Raw genomic sequence first — 22483 nt, forward strand, 5'->3', positions numbered from 1 at the left:
GAGGCTCCGTACAACAGAGGTGGGGGCTCCAGGGGGAGCGGAGTCCGGGCGAACCCAGAACCCCCAGCATCGTATGTTCGGAACAAAAGGTCCAAATCGAGACCTGGATGCTTGTGCGATCCTCTGACGCGAGGGCCGGTCTCGGCCGTGGCTGATACTGGGGAGCGTTATGGACATTGTCATCCTTGTTGTAGTTATCGCCCTGGTCGCGGTCGGCGCGATCAGCGGGCTCGTGGTCGGCAGCCGCAAGAAGAAGCGGCTGCCGCCGTCGGCACCGTCGAGTACGCCGACCGTCACGGCCCCGCCCGCCGAACCGCATGTCGGAGACGAGGCGGAGACGCCGCGCGACGAAGCGCGCCGCACGATCGAGGAGGTCGGCCTCCCGGACGCCGCCGAGGCCACCGGGACACCGGTCGCCGTCGAGGATCCGGTCGTCGCCGAGCCGCCCGCGCCGGCCATCGAGATCCCGGAACCCTCGGCAGGCCGCCTGATCCGGCTGCGCGCCCGGCTCGCCCGCTCGCAGAACTCTCTCGGCAAGGGCCTGCTCACGCTGCTCTCTCGCGAGCACCTCGACGAGGAGACGTGGGAGGAGATCGAGGACACCCTCCTCACCGCGGACGTCGGGGTCGCACCGACCCAGGAACTGGTCGAGCGGCTGCGCGAGCGGGTACGGGTCCTCGGCACACGCACGCCCGAGGAACTGCGCGCGCTGCTGCGCGAGGAACTGGTGAAGCTCCTCGCCCCGGACTTCGACCGCGCAGTCAAGACCGAGAGCGGCCTGGACACCCCGGCCGTCGTGATGGTCGTCGGCGTCAACGGCACCGGCAAGACCACGACGACCGGCAAACTGGCGCGCGTACTCGTCGCCGACGGCCGCTCCGTCGTGCTCGGCGCGGCGGACACGTTCCGCGCCGCCGCCGCGGACCAGCTCCAGACCTGGGGCGAACGGGTCGGCGCGCGTACGGTACGCGGCCCCGAGGGCGGCGACCCGGCGTCGGTCGCCTTCGACGCGGTCAAGGAAGGCATCGTGGAGGGCGCGGACGTCGTCCTCATCGACACGGCGGGCCGGCTGCACACCAAGACCGGCCTGATGGACGAACTGGGCAAGGTCAAGCGGGTCGTGGAGAAGCACGGTCCGCTGGACGAGGTGCTGCTGGTCCTGGACGCCACGACCGGGCAGAACGGGCTGGTGCAGGCACGGGTGTTCGCGGAGGTCGTGGACATCACGGGCATCGTGCTGACGAAGCTGGACGGCACGGCGAAGGGCGGGATCGTGATCGCGGTCCAGCGTGAGCTGGGGGTGCCGGTGAAGCTGGTCGGGCTGGGCGAAGGGGCGGACGATCTGGCTCCGTTCGAGCCGGAGGCGTTCGTGGACGCGCTGATCGGGGAGTAGCCACCTCCCGGTGGGGGGCCGTGGTCGCGGGTGCGGGGCGCCGTCCGGCGGGGGCGGGGTGCGGGTGCGGTGTGTGGTGGGGGCGGGGGCCGGGGCCTCCGGAGGCGCATGTCCGGACTGCATGATTTACGCCGCGGTGCGGGTCTCGTCGTCGGGTGCGGGTTTGTGAGCGGCACAAATCACGCTCTACGTCCGGACACGTCACCTCCTGCGACCCCGACCCCCTCCCGCCGGATCCCCGTCTGCCGCCCGGTGGGGGTGGTCTGTGGCGGGCGGTGAAGGGGGTCGCGCAGGGGTCGTGTCCGGAACGTAAAGCGTGATGTGTGGCGCACACCGGCCTGTCAGCCGAAGAACGAGCCGCAGGCGCCGTAAATCATGCAGTGCAGGACATGACCCCGGAGCGGCACCCGGCAACAACCCGCACACGAACCACCAGCCCGAGCCAACAACGCACCCCGAACCACGGCCCCCCGGCCGGGAGGCGCTACGTTCGGTGGCTGATGTATGCCAGCGTGCCTAAGAGCAGCCGGGCCTGTGGTGGGGCCGCCGCCGTGTCCAAGGACGGTGGCCGCAGCCAGCGGACCGGGCCCAGGCCCGCCATCTCCGAGGGCGGGGCCGTCACGTACGTGCCGGACCCCAGGGCGTGCAGGTCCAGGTCGGCGTCGTCCCAGCCCATCCGGTAGAGCAGATCGGGTAATTCGGCCGCGCCGCCCGGTGCGACGAAGAAGTGGGCGCGGCCCGTCGGGGTCGCCGTCACCGGGCCCACCGGGAGGCCCATCCGTTCGAGCCGGACCAGTGCGCGGCTGCCCGCCTGTTCCGCGACGTCGATGATGTCGAAGCCGCGGCCCACCGGCAGCAGCACCGCGGCGCCCGGTACGTCCGACCATGCCTTGGCGACGTCGTCGAGTGTGGCGCCGGCCGGGATCTCCGGGCTGAATTCGAGAGGGTGGTCGCCCGGTGAGGCGCACCCCGTGTCGCCGCAGGAGCACTGGCCGTTCCCGGCTCGCGCGCCGGGAGCGACGTCCCAGCCCCAGAGTCCCGTGTACTCCGCCACCGCGGTGCACTCCGATGTGCGGCCGCGGCGGCGTGAGCCGGACCGCAGCTCGCGGATGCCGCCGATCGTGAAGCCCATGCCCCCTCCAACGGGTCGAACTCGCCGGTGGTTACGAGTCGCAGTGTGCCGGTGACGCTCCGTCGCTGCCGGGGCGGTCCCGGCGGCGTGTAGAAGCATTCAGAGTGGTGTGGGCCGAAACATGCGCTCCGGCGCACAACACTTCCCTCACCTCGTGTTGTCGCGTGTCAAGTGAATCGTGCCTGGCCGCAAGGGAGTTCATTCGAAGGGGTGGCGAATGGTGGCGATTGTGCAATCGCCCTCGCTGGACGGGTGATCGTAGGATTACTTTGAGTGCGTGAATCCCGGGGTAGGACACTCCCGTGGGTATGCCAAGGGCAACTCGGTTTCCTGTTCGAAGGAGTGCGACCTTCGGACGGGCGGCCGCCCGGCACGGCATTCTGGTAGCGGTTCGCGACAGGGCATCGGCGAATGGGGGCGTTCCAGTGGGTGGCAGCGGCGCAGGCGGTACGGATACCGGCAAGCGCCCGAACGGGCAACTCGATTCGTGGTTTTTACGCAGTGGCTGGTCGAAGGGCGAATTGGCGCGTCAGGTCAACCGCAGGGCGCGTCAGATGGGCGCGCATCACATCAGCACGGACACCTCACGCGTGCGCCGCTGGCTCGACGGAGAGAATCCGCGTGAACCGATTCCGCGGATTCTCTCCGAGCTGTTCTCCGAGCGCTTCGGCTCCGTCGTCGCCATCGAGGATCTCGGACTGCGTACCGCCCATCAGTCACCCTCGGTGTCCGGCGTCGACCTGCCCTGGGCCGGCCCCCAGACCGTTGCCCTCATCAGCGAGTTCTCCCGCAGCGACCTGATGCTGGGGCGGCGCGGCTTCCTCGGCTCCTCGCTGGCGCTGGCCGCCGGGCCCGCGCTCGTCGAACCCATGCAGCGCTGGCTGGTGCCCGCTCCATCGGGCGACCAGGGCCGGTCCGACTCGGAGGCGGTCTCCTCGCACCGCCCCTCGCGGCTCTCGAAGCCGGAGCTGGAGCTGCTGGAGTCGACCACAGCGATGTTCCGGCAGTGGGACGCGCAGTGCGGTGGCGGACTGCGCCGCAAGGCGGTCGTCGGGCAGCTGCACGAGGTGACCGACCTGCTCCAGGAACCGCAGCCCGAGGCCACCTCCCGGCGGCTCTTCCGGTGCGCCGCCGAGCTGGCCGAGCTGGCCGGCTGGATGAGCTACGACGTCGGCCTCCAGCCCAACGCCCAGAAGTACTTCGTCCTCGCCCTGCACGCCGCCAAGGAGGCCGGGGACAAGCCGCTCGGCTCGTACGTCCTGTCCTCCATGAGCCGCCAGATGATTCACCTGGGACGGCCCGACGACGCGCTGGAGCTGATCCATCTCGCGCAGTACGGAAGCCGGGACTGCGCCACCCCCCGGACCCAGGCCATGCTGTATGCGATGGAGGCTCGCGCTTACGCCAATATGGGACAGCCGAGCAAGTGCAAGCGGGCCGTCCGGATGGCCGAGGACACCTTCTCCGACGCCGGACTCGACGGCGAGCCGGAGCCCGACTGGATCCGCTTCTTCTCCGAGGCCGAGCTCAACGGGGAGAACGCCCACTCGTACCGCGACCTCGCCTACGTCGCGGGTCGCAGCCCCACCTACGCCTCGCTCGCCGAGCCGGTCATGCGGCGGGCCGTCGAGCTGTTCGGCGCGGACGAGGAGCACCAGCGGTCGTATGCGCTGAACCTGATCGGCATGGCCACGGTCCACCTCCTCAAGAGAGAGCCGGAGCAGTCCACGGAGCTGGCCCAGAAGGCCCTGAAGGTGGCGCGGCGGGTGCGTTCGGAACGGGTGAACACCCGGCTCCGCAAGACCGTCGACACCGCTGCCAGGGACTTCGCCGACGTCTCCGAGATCGCCGACCTCACCGATCTGCTCACCGCTCAGCTGCCCGAGTCCGCGGAGGCCGTCTGAGTCCGCGGCGGCCGTCCGGACGCCCGGCGCACGCCCCCGCCGTCCAGCCCCCGCCCCGCCGAAGCTCCGGCCGTGGCCCTCACCCCGTACAGCCCGACACGGCTCCCCCGCCGCCAGGACAGCAGGGTGACGGCCGCGGCCGGTTTCCGATGCCCGCAGAGGGTATCCGGGCCCGCCGCCGCGATCCGGCGGTTCATCGCCCCGTAACACAGGAGACGTCTTCGTCACTGGCGTGAAACATCGAGCTGCACTGGCCGAAACCGCGTTGCGTCAATGTCCTCAGCACAGTCGGCCCACATTTAGCTTGAGCATCCGCACGGGCCGTTCCGACCACGAGGAGACGCTGGCCTTGAATGGCGCAGATACCGCATTCGTACTGATCAGTGCCGCGCTCGTCATGCTGATGACGCCCGGCCTGGCATTCTTCTACGGCGGCATGGTGCGGGTGAAGAGTGCCCTCAACATGCTCATGATGTCCTTGATCTCGCTCGGCATCGTCAGCGTGCTGTGGGTGCTCTACGGGTACTCGCTGACCTTCGGCGACGACATCGGCGGCGGTCTGCTGGGCAACTTCGACCACGTCGGCTTCCAGGGCATCTCGGTCGACACCCTGACCGGAGGCAAGGAAGGCATCCCCGTCTTCGCCTTCGCCCTCTTCCAGCTGATGTTCGCCGTCCTCACCCCCGCGCTGATGAGCGGTGCGCTCGCCGACCGGGTGAAGTTCAGCGCCTGGGCGCTGTTCATCACCCTCTGGGTCAGCGTCGTGTACTTCCCGGTCGCGCACTGGGTCTGGCAGTCGGACGGCTGGCTCTTCAAACTCGGCGTGATCGACTTCGCCGGTGGTACGGCCGTGCACATCAACGCCGGTGTCGGAGCGCTCGCCGCGGTCCTCGTCGTCGGCAAGCGGATCGGATTCAAGAAGGACCCGATGCGGCCGCACAGCCTGCCGCTCGTCGTCCTCGGCATGGCCCTCCTGTGGTTCGGCTGGTTCGGCTTCAACGCCGGCTCCGCGCTCGCCGCCAACGGCACCGCCGCGATCATGGCCTTCAACACCCAGATCGCCACCGGCGCCGCGATGCTCGGCTGGCTGATCTACGAGCGGATCCGGCACGGCGCGTTCACCACGCTGGGCGCCGCCTCCGGCGCCATCGCGGGCCTCGTCGCGATCACCCCGTCCGGTGCCGCCGTCAGCCCCTTCGGCGCCCTGCTCATCGGTGTCGTCGCCGGTGCCCTCTGCTCCTGGGCCGTCAGCCTCAAGTACAAGCTCGGCTACGACGACTCGCTCGACGTGGTCGGCGTCCACCTCGTCGGCGGTGTCATCGGCACCCTGCTCGTCGGTGTCCTCGCGGTCGACGGCGTCGGCGGTGCCTCGCAGCTCGGCAAGCAGGCCGTCGGCGCCTTCTCGGTGATGGGGTACTCCTTCGTCGTCTCCTGGATCCTCGCCAAGATCGTCGATGCCACCATCGGCTTCCGGGCCTCCGAGGACGACGAGACCAGCGGCGTCGACATGGCCTACCACGCGGAATCCGCCTACGACTACAGCGCGGTCGGGGGCTCGCCGTCGGGACGTAGTAGCGTCGCCGCCTCGAACCAGACTCCCCCCGCCTCCGCGGCGAACAAGAAGGTGGACGCATGAAGCTCATCACCGCAGTCGTGAAGCCCCACCGGCTGGACGAGATCAAGGAGGCCCTCCAGGCCTTCGGCGTCCACGGGCTCACGGTCACGGAGGCCAGCGGATACGGCCGCCAGCGCGGCCACACCGAGGTCTACCGAGGTGCGGAGTACACCGTCGATCTCGTACCGAAGATCCGTATCGAGGTACTGACCGACGACGCGGACGCCGAAGAACTCATCGACGTGGTGGTCAAGGCCGCCCGCACCGGCAAGATCGGTGACGGGAAGGTATGGAGCGTTCCGGTCGACACGGCGGTCCGCGTCCGGACCGGCGAACGCGGCCCGGACGCCCTCTGATGCCCCTCCCGGCAACGTTTGCCCCGTCGCGACGCCCGGCACGCGCGCTCGCGGCGTTGGCCAAAAGCCCAGGTAGCCCTGCTACCAGGACTTCCGGCCGCCTTGCGATCACGCTCGGCGTCCGAAGGTGAATCAGATGGCCGAGACGGAGCGAGCGAAGCGAGTGCAGTGCACCGGCCGCCGCTCCTCGACGGGCAAACATTGCCGGTCGCGGCACTAGAGAACGGAACGACTGGGTGACGAGCCTCGAAGAGACAACCGACCAGAAGGACTCGGGACCCAGCGGCTATGCGGCGGCCCGGCTGCGTCTTCTCCAGGAGAAGACGCGGTCAGGGCCGCCGCGCCGTGCCGCCCTGGCCAAGCTGACCGACGACTGGCTGAACGCGCTGTTCACCACCGCCGCCCGGGAATCCGGCGTACGCGGCGCGGCGCTCGTCGCCGTCGGCGGCTACGGCCGGGGAGAGCTGTCCCCACGCAGCGACCTCGACCTGCTCCTCCTGCACGACGGCAGCGCCGGCCCGGACGCCATCGCCGCCCTCGCCGACCGCGTCTGGTACCCGGTCTGGGACCTCGGGCTGGCCCTCGACCACTCCGTCCGTACCCCCGCCGAGGCGCGCAAGACCGCGTCCGAGGACCTCAAGGCGCAGCTCGGCCTGCTCGACGCGCGGCACGTCGCCGGCGACCTGGGCCTCGTCGCGGGCGTCCGCACCGCCATCCTCGCCGACTGGCGCAACACCGCGCCCAAGCGGCTGCCCGCCCTGCACGAACTCTGCCAGGACCGCGCCGAGCGCCAGGGCGAGCTGCAATTCCTGCTCGAACCCGACCTCAAGGAAGCCCGCGGCGGACTGCGTGACGCCACCGCGCTGCGCGCCGTCGCCGCGTCCTGGCTCGCGGACGCGCCCCGCGAAGGTCTCTCCGAGGCCCGCCGCGCCCTCCTCGACGTACGGGACGCCCTGCACCTGACCACCGGCCGGGCCACCGACCGGCTCGCCCTCCAGGAACAGGACCCGGTCGCCGCCGAACTCGGCCTGCTGGACGCCGACGTCCTGCTGCGGCAGGTGTACGAGGCCGCGCGCACCGTCTCGTACGCCTCCGACGTCACCTGGCGCGAGGTCAACCGAGTACTGCGCTCCCGGTCCGTCCGGCCCCGGCTGCGGGCCATGCTCGGCAGTAAACCCGCCCCGGAACGCTCCCCGCTCGCCGAAGGCGTCGTCGAGCAGGACGGCGAGGTCGTCCTCGCCCGCACGGCCCGCGCCGAACGCGACCCCGTCCTGCCCCTGCGGGCCGCGGCCGCCGCCGCCCAGGCCGGCCTGCCGATCTCGCTGCACGCCGTCCGGCGCCTCGCGGCCGCCGCCAAGCCGCTGCCGGTGCCCTGGCCCGCCGAGGCCCGCGACGAACTCATCACCCTGCTCGGCGCGGGCGAGTCGACCGTCGACGTCTGGGAAGCCCTCGAAGCCGAGGGCCTGATCACCCAGTTCCTGCCCGACTGGGAGCGGGTCCGCTGCCGGCCCCAGCGCAACGCCGTCCACACCTGGACCGTCGACCGCCACCTCGTGGAGACCGCCGTCCAGGCCTCGTCGCTGACCCGCCGCGTGAGCCGCCCCGACCTGCTGCTGATCAGCGCCCTGCTGCACGACATCGGCAAGGGCTGGCCCGGCGACCACTCCGTGGCCGGCGAGGTCATCGCCCGCGACGTGGCCTCACGGATCGGCTTCGACCGTGACGACATGGACGTCATCGCCACCCTCGTACGCCACCACCTGCTGCTCATCGACACCGCCACCCGGCGTGACCTGGACGACCCGGCGACCGTCAACTCCGTCGCCACCCGGGTCCGCTCGCTCGGCACCCTGGAGCTGCTGCACGCCCTCACCGAGGCCGACGCCCTCGCCACCGGCCCCGCGGCCTGGTCGTCCTGGCGCGCCTCGCTCGTCGGTGACCTCGTCGCCCGGGTCGCGGCCGTCCTCGCCGGCGACGACTCCGCCGAGCCCGAGCCCACCGCACCCAGCGCGGAGCAGGAACGGCTGGCCGTCGAGGCGCTGCGTACCGGCGGCCCGGTCCTGGCGCTGCATGCCCAGACCGAGACACCCCAGGACGGCGTGCAGGACGACGCACCGGAACCCGTCGGTGTCGAACTGCTCATCGCCCTGCCCGACCAGCCGGGCGTGCTGCCCGCCGCCGCGGGCGTCCTCGCCCTGCACCGGCTCACCGTACGGGCGGCCGATCTGCGCGCGTTCCAGCTGCCCGCGGAGCTGGACGAGGCACCCGAGCCGGGGAAGACCCGCGCGCCGGGGAAGTCCCCCGCGCCGGGGGCGAACTCCGCGCCCGGGAAGAACTCCGAAGTCCTGCTGCTGAGCTGGCGCGTGGCCGCCGAATACGGCTCACTGCCGCAGGCCGCCCGCCTCCGCGCCGATCTCGTACGGGCCCTGGACGGCTCGCTGGACATCGCGTCCAAGCTCGCCGAACGCGAGGCCGCGTACCCCCGCCGCCGTGGCGTGAAGGCGCCGCCACCCCGGGTGACGGCCGCGCCGACGACCGCCTCGCACCACGCGACGGTGATCGAGGTCCGCGCTCAGGACGCCCCAGGGCTGCTGCACCGCATCGGCCGCGCGCTGGAGGACGCGGCGGTACAGGTACGCAGCGCGCACGTGTCCACGCTGGGCGCGAACGCGGTGGACACCGTCTACGTCACGCGCGACGACGGTTCGCCGCTGCCCGAGGCGGACGCGGTGGCCCTCGCGAAGGCGCTGGAGAGCGCGCTCGGGTAACGGCCTGGCGCACGATCCGGGTGGCCGGGGAACGGGGCGCGAGGCCCTTCCCGTACGGCCCGGCCACCCGCAGGGCAGACCACACCGCACGGGGACGGATACCCTGGGGGACGGTCTGCCCTTCACCGCGCAGGACAGCCCCCTCATCCGCTCCCGACCTGAGGATTCGCGACCGCCGTGTTCGACACTCTCTCCGACCGCCTCGCAGCCACGTTCAAGAGCCTCCGGGGCAAAGGGCGCCTCAGCCCGGAGGACATCGACGCCACGGCCCGCGAGATCCGTATCGCCCTCCTCGAAGCCGACGTGGCGCTGCCCGTCGTCCGCGCCTTCATCGCCAAGGTCAAGGAGCGCGCCGCCGGCGCCGAGGTCTCCCAGGCGCTGAACCCGGCCCAGCAGGTCGTCAAGATCGTCAACGAGGAGCTCGTCGGCATCCTCGGCGGCGAGACCCGCGTCCTGCGCTTCGCCAAGCAGCCGCCGACCGTGATCATGCTCGCGGGTCTCCAGGGCGCCGGTAAGACCACCCTGGCCGGAAAGCTCGGTCTCTGGCTCAAGGGCCAGGGCCACACTCCGCTGCTCGTCGCCTGTGACCTCCAGCGCCCCAACGCCGTCAACCAGCTCTCCGTCGTCGCCGACCGCGCGGGCGTCGCGGTGTACGCGCCGGAGCCGGGCAACGGCGTCGGCGACCCGGTCAAGGTCGCCAAGGACTCCATCGAGTACGCGAGGACCAAGCAGCACGACATCGTCGTGGTCGACACCGCGGGCCGCCTCGGTATCGACCAGGAGCTGATGAAGCAGGCCTCGGACATCCGCGACGCGGTCAGCCCGGACGAGGTCCTCTTCGTCGTCGACGCGATGATCGGCCAGGACGCCGTCAACACCGCGGAGGCCTTCCGCGACGGCGTCGGCTTCGACGGCGTCGTGCTCTCCAAGCTCGACGGCGACGCGCGTGGCGGTGCGGCGCTCTCCATCGCGCATGTCACCGGCAAGCAGATCATGTTCGCCTCCAACGGCGAGAAGCTGGACGAGTTCGACGCGTTCCACCCGGACCGCATGGCTTCCCGCATCCTCGACATGGGTGACCTGCTCACCCTCATCGAGCAGGCGGAGAAGACGTTCGACCAGGCCGAGGCCGAGAAGATGGCCTCCAAGCTGGCGAGCAGCAAGGGCGGCAAGGACTTCACGCTCGACGACTTCCTGGCGCAGATGGAACAGGTCAGGAAGATGGGCAGCATCAGCAAGCTGCTCGGCATGCTGCCCGGCATGGGGCAGATCAAGGACCAGATCAACAACATCGACGAGAAGGACGTGGACCGTACGGCCGCGATCATCAAGTCGATGACCCCGGGCGAGCGCACCGACCCACTCATCATCAACGGCTCGCGCCGAGCCCGTATCGCACGGGGTTCCGGCGTCGAGGTCAGCGCCGTGAAGAACCTGGTGGAGCGGTTCTTCGAGGCCCGCAAGATGATGTCCAAGATGGCGCAGGGCGGCGGGATGCCGGGGATGCCGGGCGTTCCGGGGATGGGCGGCGGGGCCGGCCGTACGAAGAAGAAGCAGAAGCAGGCCAAGGGCAAGCAGCGGTCGGGCAACCCGATGAAGCGGAAGGCCGAGGAGCAGGCGGCTGCGGCGCGGCGGGAAGAGGCGGCGCAGCCGGGCGGCGCGTTCGGCCTGCCGGCCGGGGAGCAGGACAAGAACTTCGAGCTGCCGGACGAGTTCAAGAAGTTCATGGGCTAGTGGGGCCGCCGTCGGGCGGGTGCGGTGTCGCCGTCCGGCGGGGGTGCGGGTGTGGGCGCCGGTGTGTGGGCGGTGCGGGTGCCGGGGCCTCCGGAGGCGCATGTCCGGACTGCATGATTTACGGCGTGTGCGGGCCGGTGGGCAGCGGTGCGGGTTGTCGTACGCCACAAATCACGCTCTACGTCCGGACACGTCACCTCCTGCGCCCCCGTCCCCCTCCCGCCGGTTCCCCGTCTGCCGGTCCGTGGGGCATCTCCGTCCGCTTGCCTGCACGGTGGGGTACACGCCCCGGCTGCGCGGGTGGTCTGTGGCGGGCGGTGAAGGGGGTCGCGCAGGGGGCGTGTCCGGAACGTAAAGCGTGATGTGTGCCGCTCACAAGCCGTCACACGAAGAACTCAGCCGCACGCGGCGTACATCATGCAGTGCAGGACATGACCCCGGAGTGGCACCCGGCAACAACCCGCACCCGAGGACCGACCCGCATCACGGCGGCGCACGCCCACGCCCCCGTCTTACAGGGCCCGGCCCCGCGCGTCGTACAGGCCCGTCAGCCAGGGGTTCCCGGTGGAGAGGCCGGAGACGACCGCGACCGTCGAGCGGGTCACGAAGATCTGCGTACGGAAGGCGAGTACGGCGGTGTCACCGACCCGGACGGCACCGGACACACCGGACCCGTCGGACGCGGACCCGTCGGACGCGGGCGCGTCCAGCAGCCGGTAGTAGTCGATGTTCTCTGCGGGCGCCGCCTGCACGGGAAGGCGCACGCCGGAGCGTGGCAGCAGCGCGTCGCGGATACCGGCGCGGGCGTAGAAGCCGCCTCCGTACAGCGCGGGCCGTCCGTCCGCGAGGAGGTGGGAGACCTCGCTGACGTACACGTAGGCGGGCTGTTCCGGCTGGTGCGGATCGGCCGCGTGCAGGGGCGTCGTGCCCGTGAGGGAGTGGCCCGGCTCGCCGTGCGTGGCGCCCAGTTCGGCCAGCAGCGGCAGGGTCGCCAGGGAAGTGGCGCCGGGCGCGCTGAGTTTCAGGGCATGGTGACCGCGCGCGCTCAGCAGTTCCCTTGCCTGGACGGCGAGTTCGAATGTGGCGGTCGGGGCGGGCAGGCCCGTGGCCGGATCGCAGAGGACGCAGGGGAAGGCGGTGACACCCGCGATGTGGACAGACGGCAGCTGTTCGGCCGCGGCGGCGAAGTCGTCCAGCGCGTCCAGTGGTACGCCGCCTTCCTGGCCCGGGTGGACGGAGTCCGGGGCGCCTTCGATCCGTACGAACACGTCTTGTACGAAGCCGAGTTCACCGGCGGCGCCCGACACGGCCCGCGCGTTGGCGAGGTCGAAGACGGTCACCGCCTCCGGCCGCCACGCGAGCATCTCGGGGAGGTCGCGGCGCGGGATCTGCACCAGGTGGCCGAGGTTGCCGGCCAGCGCGCCCGTCGCGTGCAGGATCCGTGCCTCGGGCGGGTCGATCGCGGCGAACCGGGGGATGTGCCGGGCGACCGCCCGGATCAGCGCGGGGTTGCGGCCGAACTGCTTGGCGACGAACCAGAGCGAGAGCCCGAGCCGCCCGGCCTCGGCCGCCAGCAGCGCGGCATTGGCCTCGACGGCGTCGGCATCCATCACATAGGTGTCGGGCGGGACGGCGCCGGACCGGTGCAGCGCGGTCGCCGCATCGACGAGCGCGGGGTTACGGGTGAGGACGGTGTCGAGGAACACGGTCAGCCCTTCAGGTCGTGCAGCGAACGGCGGAGGATCCCGATCACCAGATCGGCACCTGCCCGCATGGGGTTGATCCGTACGGTCCAGTCGGCGAGTTCCGGGGCGTCTTCGAGCGACGAACCGGACATCCGGTAGACGAGCGGGGCGATCTCGTAGCGGGAGTCGGAGCCCACCGGATAGGGCGCCGCGCCGTGCCGCGCGGCGGCGGCCGGCAGCTCGCGGGCCACGGGGCGGTCCAGCCGTACCAGCAGGCAGCGGTCCTGCGCGTTGGCGATCCGTACCTCCGCGACGCCCGGCACCTCACCGGCGGTGAGCCGGGCCGCGACCTCCGTGCCCACCCGGGACTGGATCGCCCACATGACGGGGACATGAGTGAGGGCGCGCAGTGCGTCGAGTGCCTGGTGGCCCTGGACCTGTCCGCCGCCGGAGTAGTTGTCGCCGCGGACGCGCGTGACGAGATCGCGTGCGCCGACGACCGCGCCGATGCCCTCGGGGCCGTGCAGTTTGAAGAGGGAGAAGCAGGAGGCGTCCGCGCCCAGTTCCACGCCGGAGGCGGGCACGCGCATCACCGTGTAGTTGTCGTCGACGACCGTACGGACCCCGGCGGCGCGGCAGGCCGCGATGACCTCGCCCGGATCGAAGGAGTCGGCGAGCCGCTGCCGGCTGTGCTGGACGTACGCCCAGGCGTACGCGCCGGAGCGCAGGGCCGCCCCGAGCGCCGTTCGGTCGTTGAAGTCCGCCTCGGTGGTGCGGACTCCGAGGCCGCGCAGGGTGACGGCGGTCGTCCGGTAGACGGGCGCGCGGTGGATCAGCAGCGGATCGCCGGGGGAGAGGGCCGCGCCGAGAGCGGCGCGGATCGCGCCCGTACCGGCTCCCTGGACGAGGGCCGCGTCCTCGGCGCCGAAGTAGTCGGCGAGGACGGCTTCGACGCGCGCGGTCGTACGGGGGCGGCCGGGCCCCGGCACGACACCGGCGTCCGCCTCGAAGAGCTGGTGCCCCTCGAAGTGCGCGGCGGTGGCTTCGAGCAGCCGGAACTGCCGGGTGACCGCGTCCTCCAGGGCGACCGTCGCCAACGGGAAGGTCGGGGGCAGCTGTACGGGCCTCTCAGGGGGCAGCTGTGCGGGCCTCTCAGAGGGCAGCTGTGCGGACATATCGGATCGCCTCCGTGATCTCAGATTTCCGCCGCGTCGGCGCCGGTCAGGAAACGCAGCGGGTTGCGGCGCGTCATCAGGTCGATCAGGCCGTCGTCCACGCCAGCCGCGCGCAGCTCGGGCAGGAAGGACCGGAAGAGGTGCCCGTACCCCTGGCCGCCCGCCGACTCCAGATAGCCGTGGCGCGAGATGTCGCAGCTGAGCAGGGCCCGGTCCACGTGCCCGGCCTCCAGGAACGCCAGCAGCAGGCGCAGCCGGGTGTCGTCGCTCCGATAGTTCTCCTTGCCGACGGTGTCGAAGGCGACGTACGCGCCCGCCGCCGCCAGTTCGCGGTGTACGGCGGGGTCGTCGAGCAGATCCTGGTGGCCGAGGGAGATCCGGTGGGGCGCCAGGCCCGTACCGGCGAGCAGTTCCAGTTGGGCGAGGCCGCCGCGTCCGAGCTGGGCGTGGGTGGCGACCGAGAGGCCGGTCGCGAGAGCCGCGTGGGCGGCGGCGAGGAGCGTACGGGTCTCCGCTTCGCCCGGCCGGTCACCGTGGCTGCCGATCTCGCCGAGCACGCCGGGGCGGACGCCGGTGCCGTCGAGGCCGCCGTCGATCTCCTCGACCAGGGTCGCGGTGAGCTGTTCGACGCTCGCGGCAGCGGTCCCGTCCGGGTGGAACGGTTCGTAGTACCAGCCGGTGGCCGCGACCACGGCGACCCCGGACTCCTCGGCGATACGGGCCAGGGCGCGCGGGTCGCGGCCCATGCCCCGGCAGGTCAGCTCGATGACCAGGGCGAGCCCGAATTCGGCGTGCAGGGCGGCCAGTTCGGAGGTGACGGTGGACCGGTGACGTACGGCGTCGAGGACGGCGGCGCCGTCCCCCGCACGGTCCAGATCGAGGACCAGATGTTCGTGTGCGAGCGCCGGGCCGCGCACGGCGGAGACGGGCAGCGGCCCGGCGACGGTGGTGAGATGGCGCATGGGTACGGGTGCCTTCCGGGCGGGTCAGCCCTTGACCGGGGTGAACAGGTCCAGCCAGTGGAGGACGTTGAGCAGGACGCCGCCGGCGAGGACGGCCGCGGGCGCGGCCGCCATCCGCACCACGGGCCGGCCCATGGCCTCGTTGAGCAGGTAGAGCCCGCCGACGACGAGGATCGCGAGACCGCCGCCCATCACATGGGCGGCGAGCAGCGAGCCGAAGAGGATCGCCAGTCCCAGCGTCTCGGTGATCGCCGCGCGCAGATGCTCGGAGGAGTCGCGCACGCTCGGCAGCCTGCCGAGGACCTTGCCTGTGGCGGACAGGGCCAGTACTTCGAGGGCGAAGACCACGGCGCCGACGGCGGCGGCGAGGAACGGGTTCGGCAGCAGATAGCCGAGGGGGTAGACGAGCGTGAAGCCCGCGATGCCGTACGCGCCGGAGGCGAGCGCGGTCGTCGCGATCAGCGGGACGAAGCCGAAGACCCGGTAGAAGTCGACCTGGGCGGCCTCGCCGTACTGTCCCTTGGCGATCAGGAAGCTGGTCGCCTCGCCGCCGCCGAATATGTGCGTCTGTGCCAGTACGCAGATCCCGGCGCCCAGCACCATGAAGAGCGGGAGAAAGCGGCGCAGCCGCAGGGCGCCGGCGCTGAACAGGGAGGCCATCGGGTCGTCCCCGGTCTCCTGTTGTCCCGTACCGGAGGTCTGCTCCCCGGCCGCCAGGGCGGCGGCGCGGTCCGCCGTACGCCGCAGGAGGTCCTTGCGGACGGCGAAACCGATGAGCAGAAGCACTCCGGCCGCCATCGCGAGCGAACCCGCGAAGACCGTCGGCCAGAGCTTCATGGTCGTGATGACCAGGGCCAGTTCCAGCACGGCCGCGATCCCGCCGCGCAGCCGCCCGAACTGCCGGGTGATGGCGAGCACCGGGAAGAGCGTGAACAGGAACAGGATCGGCGTCGACATCTGCTGCATCGCCGTCAGGAAGTCGACGGGCAGATCGTGCGCCACGCGGTTGACCCCGCCGAGGCCGAGGACGACCACCGCGCCCCAGGCACCGCCGAGCAGCGGTGCCAGCCACTTCCTGGGCGAGAGGATGCCCAGGATGTCTGTGGGCAGGAAGAGGAGCCAGGGGTTGAGGACGCCGCTGGACAGGGCCATCGGGGCGCCGAGGCCGAAGATGAAGCCCGCCGAGAGCCCGAAGGACACGGCCGTGGTGGCGGTGCGCGTGGAGCGGCCCTGGATGAAGTCGAGCATGAACGGGCGTACGCCGTCGTTGAATACGGCCAGTGCCAGGTGTGAGACGAAGGCGGTCAGCGCGCAGAGGGCCACGACGGTCAGTTGCTGCGTCAGCGAGAAGTCCAGACCGGGGCTCGCCGCGAGGACGGTGGTCACGGGGCTCTCCTCTGTGCCTCGACGGGGCTTCGGGGGCTTGAGGCGGGCCTTCGGGGGCCTTGGGGATCAGCCGCGCGTGGCGATCGCACGGGCCATGAGCGGGGCGATCACGTCGATCTGGTCGATGGCGAAGCCGAAGACCTTCTTGCCGTCCGCGAGCAGGGCGGCGACCTGGTCCTCGGTGGGGACGGAGCGGCCGAACGTGTGGCAGAGGGGCCGGCCCAGGAGACCGACGAGGATGCCGAGGGAGGCTCCGGCGCCGGTGTGGCAGGTGCCGAGGTAGAAGTCGGCCTGGCCGGCCCGGAGTTTCATCGCGGCGTCCATGTCGTTGGAGACCGTGATCTCCAGGCTGTCGAGTCCGAGCGTGGAAACGGTGTCCGCGACCTCGGACTTGCCGACGCCACCGGTGAGGATCTTCGTCATGGCTGGTTCCCCAAGAAGGTGAGGCGGTCCGGGAGGACCGGGTGTGAGGTCAGGAGGCGTGCGAGGGACCCGGGGAGGTGGGGGAGCGCCGGGTGAGTGCGGCGAGATGCAGGCCCAGGAAGTTGATCTCGGAGTCGGGCAGCGGAGCGCCCAGTTCCTTCTCGGCCCGTACGGAGACGGCGCGGGCCCGTGCCACGGCCTCGGGGTGCCCGGTGAGTTCGGCCGCCACCTGCTCGTCGGTCCGGAACTCCTCGATCTGTTCACCGTCGAGGAGCCGGCCCAGCGCCATCATCAGGTGGCTGGTGAGCATGCCCGCCGTGGCCTCGGTGACCGGATGTCCCTCGGTGGCCAGGGCGTTCAGCTCGGCCGTCACGAACGCGGCGACCTCGGGCCTGGCCTGGCCGCTCTCCTGGAACAGTTGGATGCGGAGCGCGAGTTGGCCGTCCATGTGGTCCCCTCCTGCGATGCCCGACAAGATCGACAAGACGGTAACCACGAATGTGGATGTCGAGTCACGGCCGAACCCCGGCCGCGCGAGCATGCGCCGGTCCTGGAGGCGTGGTCGACGGTGACGCGCGCGAGCACCACGAGGCGGCCCCGCCTTCGAGCAGCGCGGTGGTGCGGGCGCCGGAGCCGCGCGTAAGGGCAGGTGGGCAGGGCGTGCGGCTCAGGGCGTGCGGGCGATCAGATAGCGGAAGATGTTCGGCATCCAGACCGTGCCGTCCCGCCGCAGATGCGGATGGAGCGCCTCACTGATCTCCTTCTCCACCTGTAGTCCGTCCGTCGCCTGAATCGCTCCGTCGTAGACCCCGGTCGACAGCAGCCCACGGACCGCGCTCCGCATGTCCGCGTACCCGAACGGGCACGCGACCCGCCCCGAGCCGTCCGGCCTCAGCCCGGCCCGCGCGGCGACATCCTCCAGGTCGTCGCGTCGCGCCGGGCGCCAGGTGCCTTTCCGTAGCCGGTCGGTGAGCCGGCTCGCGATGCGCAGCACCGCGTCCGTGGCACAGCGCTCCGGCGGACCCCAGCCCGCCAGCACCACCGGCGTGCCGCGTGCGGCGAGCGGTATGGCCGTACCGAGGGACGGTACGAGCGCCGAGTTGCCGCCCGTCACGGAGCCGACCGGCTGGAAGGCGGTGATCAGGTCGTACGGAGGGCGGTCGGGCCCGGTCGTGGCGTCGGCCATGCGGTGCGCGGGCAGCAGCGTCCCGGTGTCCTCCGGCCGGCCGCCGGGGCCACCGCGCTCCCGGCGGGTGAGCAGTCGCTCACGGGCCAGCGCCAGCCGCTCCTGGTCGGCGTCCACACCGGTGACCCGTGCGCCCCGGGCGGCGGCGAGGACCAGGGCGAGTCCCGAGCCGCAGCCGAGACCGAGCACGCGTGTCCCCGCGCGCACCTCCAGACGCTCGTACACCGCTTCGTAGAGCGGCACCAGCATCCGTTCCTGGATCTCGGCCCAGTCGCGGGCCCGCGCACGCGCGTCGGCGGGAACCGCCGGTGCCGGGGCCGCATTCGAAGGGTGCTGGTGGTACTGGGCGAGCGTACGTGTCATGGATAGCGCCCCAATCCGCCGAGAGGTCGGTAGTGCCCTGAGTGACAGCCCCCCGTGTACGTGCGCGTGCATCCCCGTATGCCAGGGAACTCCCCATCTGTGCCCGCGTCCAGTGGGTGCGGCGGGCATGGAGCGCGTGCTCCGGGTGTGCGCCCCCGCGTACTTGGCCGATTCCTTTTCCCCGGTCTCACGGTCCTACGGCCTCTGCCGTGGTGAGGGCGTACGACCTCCCGCGGCACAGTGCGCGGGAGGGTGGCGATTAGGCCATTCGGGTAAGCGTGGACCCCGGTGGCGCAACGGATCGGCGCCCGGAGCGGATCAAGGTCCCGGTACTGTCGCCGTCGTGGCGTGCGCCGCCGCCCGCGCGCACCGAGCCACCTCTTCTGGCTCGGGTCGTGGCTCGGGCAGGCTCCGGGCCACCTGCTCGGCTCCCGGCTCAGGAAGGCCGGCTTGCGTAGATCGGCTACGCGTCGATGCGTACGCGGTACTACGTACCGGCTTGAGGTGACCTGCGAAGCTTCTCCGCAGATCAACGCACCCGCCCTCGTCAGGACGCATCAATGGCAACTGACGGGTACGTGCAAATTATTTGAGATGCCCCGGAATGGAACCCGTGGGGGTTCCGGCTCGTTGTTCACGACGTGAGCACGACACCACCTGTTCTCGCCGCAGAGCTGGCGCAGGCGTGGGCCGACATTCAGCGGTCCCACCCCGAGCTGCCGGATCTTGCCGCGCCAGAGTCCCTGATCGGAGAGTCCTCGTCCGCCTGCGGCGCGGAGCTCTCCTTCGAACGACTGCTTCACGAAGCGGTCCATGGCATCGCCGCGGCCAGAGGTGTCCGCGACACCTCGCGGGCGGGCCGCTATCACAACCGCCGATTCCTCGCGATCGCCGAGGAGATGGGTCTTGACCATCCGGAGGAGCCGCATCCCAGCAGCGGTTTCTCCCTGGTCTCGCTCAGCCCCGAGGCGAAGCGGCGGTACCGCCCCACCATCGAGCGCCTCCAGCGCGCGCTCAAGGCGCACACGGTCGCGACGGCCTCCGACACCAAGCGCAGCTTCCGGGGGCCGGCCGCCCGGCACGGCTCGTCCGGAGGCGGAGTGCGCGTCAAAGCGGTCTGCGACTGCGGTCGGAACGTACGGGTCGTTCCGTCGGTCCTCGCCCAGGCGCCGATCGTCTGCGGGGGCTGCGGCAAGCCCTTCCGTATCCCGGAAGTGGTCGCCGCCGCGAGCTGAGAGGCGCCGAGGTGAGACGCACCTGGGTCCTGTCCGGCGGATCTTCGCGAGCCGGGGAGGATCCGCCGGACAGGGCCCAGCCCCCGGCGGGCTCTCCACCGAGGCGGGAGACCGGGCCGGTCATGTCCCACCGCGGGGGTGTGGCAGAATGGCCAGCCGTACTCGACAGTCGCACAGGACCCCTCTCTCCTCCGGCTGACGCGTCCATCGGGCAGATCGGGTACCGCAACCCCACGCGGCATCCCGTTGTGCCCAACCACGTCAAGACCAGGAGACACCACTCCAGTGGCAGTCAAGATCAAGCTGAAGCGTCTGGGCAAGATCCGTTCGCCTCACTACCGCATCATCGTCGCCGACTCCCGTACCCGCCGTGACGGCCGGGCCATCGAGGAGATCGGTCTGTACCACCCGGTGCAGAACCCCTCGCGCATCGAGGTCGACTCGGAGCGCGCGCGTTACTGGCTGTCCGTCGGCGCCCAGCCGACCGAGCCGGTTCTCGCGATCCTCAAGCTCACCGGTGACTGGCAGGCGCACAAGGGCCTCCCGGCCCCCGCGCCGCTGCTCCAGCCGGAGCCGAAGTCCGACAAGCGCGCTCTCTTCGAGGCCCTTGTGAAGGACGCCGGCGACGAGCCCAAGGGTGAGGCGATCACTCAGAAGGCGAAGAAGTCCGAGAAGAAGGCCGACGAAGCCGGGACCGAGTCCTCGGCCACCGCCGAGTCGACCGAGGCCTGATCATGCTCGAGGAGGCTCTCGAGCACCTCGTGAAGGGCATTGTCGACAACCCGGACGAAGTGCAGGTCGCCTCGCGCAACCTTCGCCGCGGCCGGGTGCTGGAAGTCCGGGTGCACCCGGACGATCTCGGCAAGGTGATCGGCCGTAACGGCCGCACCGCTCGTGCGCTGCGGACCGTCGTGGGCGCCATCGGCGGTCGCGGTATCCGCGTCGACCTCGTCGACGTGGACCAGGTTCGCTGACACAGCTGAACACCGGCACGGGCCGGGGAGGGCCACGGCTCTTCCCGGCCCGAGTTGTTTCCGGTGGTGACAGCGGCAATCGCTGGCAGCAACCATCAATCGAGGATCCACAGCGGTGAGCAGCCACGCCCGCGAGAGCGGCGGCGGCGCGGCCGCGAAGAGGCGGTGTGCAGGTGCAGTTGGTAGTCGGGCGGATCGGCCGGGCCCATGGGATCAAGGGCGAGGTCACCGTCGAGGTGCGTACGGACGAGCCCGAACTGCGGCTCGGACCCGGCGCCGTACTCGCCACGGAACCGGCCTCGGCCGGACCGCTGACGATCGAGACGGGCCGGGTGCACAGCGGCAGGCTGCTGCTGCGCTTCGAGGGCGTACGCGACCGTACGGGCGCCGAGGCCCTGCGTAACATCCTGCTGATCGCCGAGATCGACCCGGAGGAACTCCCCGAGGACCCCGAGGAGTTCTACGACCATCAGCTGATGGACCTGGATGTCGTCCTGGCCGACGGTACGGAGATCGGGCGGATCACCGAGATCTCCCACCTGCCGTCGCAGGACCTGTTCATCGTGGAGCGGCCGGACGGCAGCGAGGTGATGATCCCCTTCGTGGGAGAGATCGTCACCGAGATCGACCTGGAGGAGCAGCGGGCCGTGATCGACCCCCCGCCGGGCCTGATCGACGACCGGGCCGAGATCGCCTCCGGCAGGGACGACGAGTCCGCCGAGGGCGACGCGGCCGGCCGGGACGACGTGCGTGGCAAGGACGACGAGCGCGGCAAGGACGACGACTGATGCGGCTCGATGTCGTCACGATCTTCCCGGAGTACCTGGATCCCCTGAACGTCTCGCTCGTCGGCAAGGCCCGCGCGCGCGGCCGGCTCGACGTACACGTGCACGACCTCCGGGAGTGGACGTACGACCGGCACAACACGGTCGACGACACCCCCTACGGCGGCGGTCCCGGCATGGTCATGAAGACCGAGCCATGGGGTGACGCCCTCGACGACGCCCTGGCGAGCGGCTACGAGTCAGGCGCCCACGGCCCCGTCCTGGTCGTTCCCACCCCCAGTGGCCGCCCGTTCACCCAGGAGCTTGCCGTAGAGCTCTCCGAGCGGCCCTGGCTCCTCTTCACGCCCGCCCGCTACGAGGGCATCGACCGCCGGGTCATCGACGAGTACGCGACCCGGATACCGGTCATCGAGGTGTCCATCGGCGACTACGTGCTCGCCGGTGGCGAGGCCGCCGTACTGGTGATCACCGAAGCCGTGGCCCGGCTGCTGCCCGGCGTCCTCGGCAACGCCGAGTCGCACCGAGACGACTCCTTCGCCCCCGGCGCGATGGCCGATCTGCTGGAGGGGCCGGTCTACACCAAGCCGCCCGAGTGGCGCGGGCGCGGGATTCCGGACGTCCTGCTCAGCGGGCACCACGGCAGGATCGCGCGCTGGCGGCGGGACGAGGCGTTCCGTCGTACGGCGGCCAACCGGCCGGATCTCATCGAGCGCTGCGACCCCTCGGCCTTCGACAAGAAGGACCGTGAGATGCTCTCCATCCTGGGCTGGTCACCGGAGCCCGGCGGCCGATTTTGGCGCAGGCCCGAGGCCGTGGAAGAATGAGCCGCTGCTGTACGTCCGACGTGCGCCCCTGCCACAGGGGGAAAGACGCCCGCCCGACGTGAACGGCACCTCAGACTCTCCTCTCGACATCCGTTGATGACCTGTGGCATCAGCGAGGAAGCAGACCTCCATGTCCAGCCTGCTCGACGTAGTCGACGCATCGTCGCTCCGCAGCGACCTCCCCGCCTTCCGCCCCGGTGACACCGTGAACGTCCACGTACGTGTCATCGAGGGCAGCCGCTCGCGTATCCAGCAGTTCAAGGGTGTTGTCATCCGCCGCCAGGGCTCGGGCGTCCGCGAGACCTTCACGGTCCGCAAGGTCTCCTTCTCCGTCGGTGTCGAGCGCACCTTCCCGGTCCACAGCCCGATCTTCGAGAAGATCGAGCTCGTGAGCCGCGGCGACGTCCGTCGCGCCAAGCTCTACTACCTCCGTGAGCTGCGCGGCAAGGCCGCGAAGATCAAGGAGAAGCGCAGCTAAGTGCCCCTCCCGGTGAGGTTTGCCCCGTCGCGAACATCACCGGTCGCGCCGTACGACCTCGCGGCCCGAGCGGAGTCTCGGCGTCGCACCCGGGTCCATAGGACC

The 22483-nt window shown here is 71.0% G+C and carries 20 protein-coding genes; 12 read left to right on the top strand and 8 right to left on the bottom strand.

Annotated features, from left to right (window positions below; all coding sequences use genetic code 11):
- The first annotated feature begins 169 nt into the window (after nt 1-169).
- Nucleotides 170-1393: a signal recognition particle-docking protein FtsY gene (ftsY, locus tag ACIQD6_RS30730; RefSeq protein WP_401888717.1), complete on the top strand. Its 1224-nt coding sequence runs from the start codon at nt 170-172 to the stop codon at nt 1391-1393.
- A gap of 484 nt (nt 1394-1877) precedes the next feature.
- Here the strand turns inward: ftsY and ACIQD6_RS30735 are convergent, their stop codons facing one another.
- Nucleotides 1878-2525: a bifunctional DNA primase/polymerase gene (locus tag ACIQD6_RS30735; RefSeq protein ID WP_401888719.1), complete on the bottom strand. Its 648-nt coding sequence runs from the start codon at nt 2523-2525 to the stop codon at nt 1878-1880.
- Nucleotides 2526-2950: 425 nt separating this feature from the next.
- Here ACIQD6_RS30735 and ACIQD6_RS30740 point away from each other — a divergent pair, with 425 nt between their 5' ends.
- The 5 genes from ACIQD6_RS30740 to ffh all read left to right on the top strand — a co-directional run bounded on the left by ACIQD6_RS30740 (nt 2951) and on the right by ffh (nt 10902).
- On the top strand, nt 2951-4429 hold the full coding sequence (locus tag ACIQD6_RS30740) for a hypothetical protein (protein ID WP_401888722.1): 1479 nt from the start codon (nt 2951-2953) through the stop codon (nt 4427-4429).
- A 349-nt stretch (nt 4430-4778) separates the two neighbouring features.
- A complete protein-coding gene (locus ACIQD6_RS30745; RefSeq protein ID WP_401888725.1) occupies nt 4779-6065 on the top strand; it encodes an ammonium transporter in 1287 nt (428 codons plus the stop codon).
- Nucleotides 6062-6400, top strand: a complete 339-nt coding sequence (locus ACIQD6_RS30750; protein ID WP_401888728.1) for a P-II family nitrogen regulator — start codon at nt 6062-6064, stop codon at nt 6398-6400. Before ACIQD6_RS30745 ends, ACIQD6_RS30750 begins: the two co-directional genes overlap by 4 nt.
- A 236-nt stretch (nt 6401-6636) precedes the next feature.
- The gene (locus ACIQD6_RS30755) at nt 6637-9168 is read left to right on the top strand and encodes a [protein-PII] uridylyltransferase (RefSeq protein ID WP_401888730.1); all 2532 of its coding nucleotides are present in this window, start codon (nt 6637-6639) and stop codon (nt 9166-9168) included.
- 177 nt (nt 9169-9345) lie between these two features.
- Nucleotides 9346-10902: a signal recognition particle protein gene (ffh, locus tag ACIQD6_RS30760; protein WP_401888732.1), complete on the top strand. Its 1557-nt coding sequence runs from the start codon at nt 9346-9348 to the stop codon at nt 10900-10902.
- A 512-nt stretch (nt 10903-11414) separates the two neighbouring features.
- On the opposite strand, the gene ACIQD6_RS30765 is transcribed toward ffh, so the two are convergent.
- From ACIQD6_RS30765 to ACIQD6_RS30795, 7 genes are all read right to left on the bottom strand, one after another.
- A complete protein-coding gene (locus ACIQD6_RS30765) occupies nt 11415-12608 on the bottom strand; it encodes an alanine racemase (protein WP_401888735.1) in 1194 nt (397 codons plus the stop codon).
- Between the two features lie 2 nt (nt 12609-12610).
- Nucleotides 12611-13762, bottom strand: coding sequence for an aminotransferase class V-fold PLP-dependent enzyme (locus ACIQD6_RS30770; protein ID WP_401888737.1), 1152 nt, complete (start codon nt 13760-13762; stop codon nt 12611-12613).
- A 20-nt stretch (nt 13763-13782) separates the two neighbouring features.
- Nucleotides 13783-14724, bottom strand: coding sequence for a phosphotriesterase (locus ACIQD6_RS30775; RefSeq protein ID WP_401888740.1), 942 nt, complete (start codon nt 14722-14724; stop codon nt 13783-13785).
- Nucleotides 14725-14748: 24 nt separating this feature from the next.
- Entirely contained in the window at nt 14749-16110 is a 1362-nt protein-coding gene (locus ACIQD6_RS30780) for a YhfT family protein (protein WP_401888742.1), read from the bottom strand.
- A gap of 66 nt (nt 16111-16176) precedes the next feature.
- Nucleotides 16177-16533, bottom strand: a complete 357-nt coding sequence (locus ACIQD6_RS30785; RefSeq protein WP_401888745.1) for a DUF2620 domain-containing protein — start codon at nt 16531-16533, stop codon at nt 16177-16179.
- A 49-nt stretch (nt 16534-16582) separates the two neighbouring features.
- Nucleotides 16583-16981 (bottom strand): transcriptional antiterminator, encoded by a 399-nt coding sequence (locus ACIQD6_RS30790; protein ID WP_401888748.1) that lies wholly within the window; start codon nt 16979-16981, stop codon nt 16583-16585.
- A gap of 219 nt (nt 16982-17200) precedes the next feature.
- Entirely contained in the window at nt 17201-18082 is an 882-nt protein-coding gene (locus tag ACIQD6_RS30795; protein ID WP_401888751.1) for a methyltransferase domain-containing protein, read from the bottom strand.
- Nucleotides 18083-18723: 641 nt separating this feature from the next.
- On the opposite strand from ACIQD6_RS30795, the gene ACIQD6_RS30800 reads away from it, so the two are divergent.
- From ACIQD6_RS30800 to rplS, 6 genes are all read left to right on the top strand, one after another.
- Nucleotides 18724-19317 carry a hypothetical protein gene (locus ACIQD6_RS30800; protein ID WP_401888754.1) on the top strand — a complete coding sequence of 198 codons (594 nt, stop codon included), beginning with the start codon at nt 18724-18726 and terminating at the stop codon, nt 19315-19317.
- A 285-nt stretch (nt 19318-19602) separates the two neighbouring features.
- Nucleotides 19603-20049, top strand: coding sequence for a 30S ribosomal protein S16 (rpsP, locus tag ACIQD6_RS30805; RefSeq protein WP_401888757.1), 447 nt, complete (start codon nt 19603-19605; stop codon nt 20047-20049).
- Between the two features lie 2 nt (nt 20050-20051).
- Nucleotides 20052-20291, top strand: a complete 240-nt coding sequence (locus ACIQD6_RS30810) for an RNA-binding protein (protein WP_020868149.1) — start codon at nt 20052-20054, stop codon at nt 20289-20291.
- A 173-nt stretch (nt 20292-20464) separates the two neighbouring features.
- A complete protein-coding gene (gene rimM, locus ACIQD6_RS30815) occupies nt 20465-21079 on the top strand; it encodes a ribosome maturation factor RimM (RefSeq protein ID WP_401888759.1) in 615 nt (204 codons plus the stop codon).
- A complete protein-coding gene (trmD, locus tag ACIQD6_RS30820; RefSeq protein WP_401888762.1) occupies nt 21079-21900 on the top strand; it encodes a tRNA (guanosine(37)-N1)-methyltransferase TrmD in 822 nt (273 codons plus the stop codon). Before rimM ends, trmD begins: the two co-directional genes overlap by 1 nt.
- Nucleotides 21901-22030: 130 nt before the next feature.
- Complete coding sequence (rplS, locus tag ACIQD6_RS30825; protein ID WP_401888764.1) at nt 22031-22378, top strand: 50S ribosomal protein L19; 348 nt, start codon at nt 22031-22033, stop codon at nt 22376-22378.
- The last annotated feature ends 105 nt before the right edge of the window (nt 22379-22483 follow it).

The sequence above is a fragment of the Streptomyces sp. NPDC088400 genome, from assembly GCF_044753355.1.
In the GTDB taxonomy this organism is placed as follows: Bacteria; Actinomycetota; Actinomycetes; order Streptomycetales; family Streptomycetaceae; genus Streptomyces.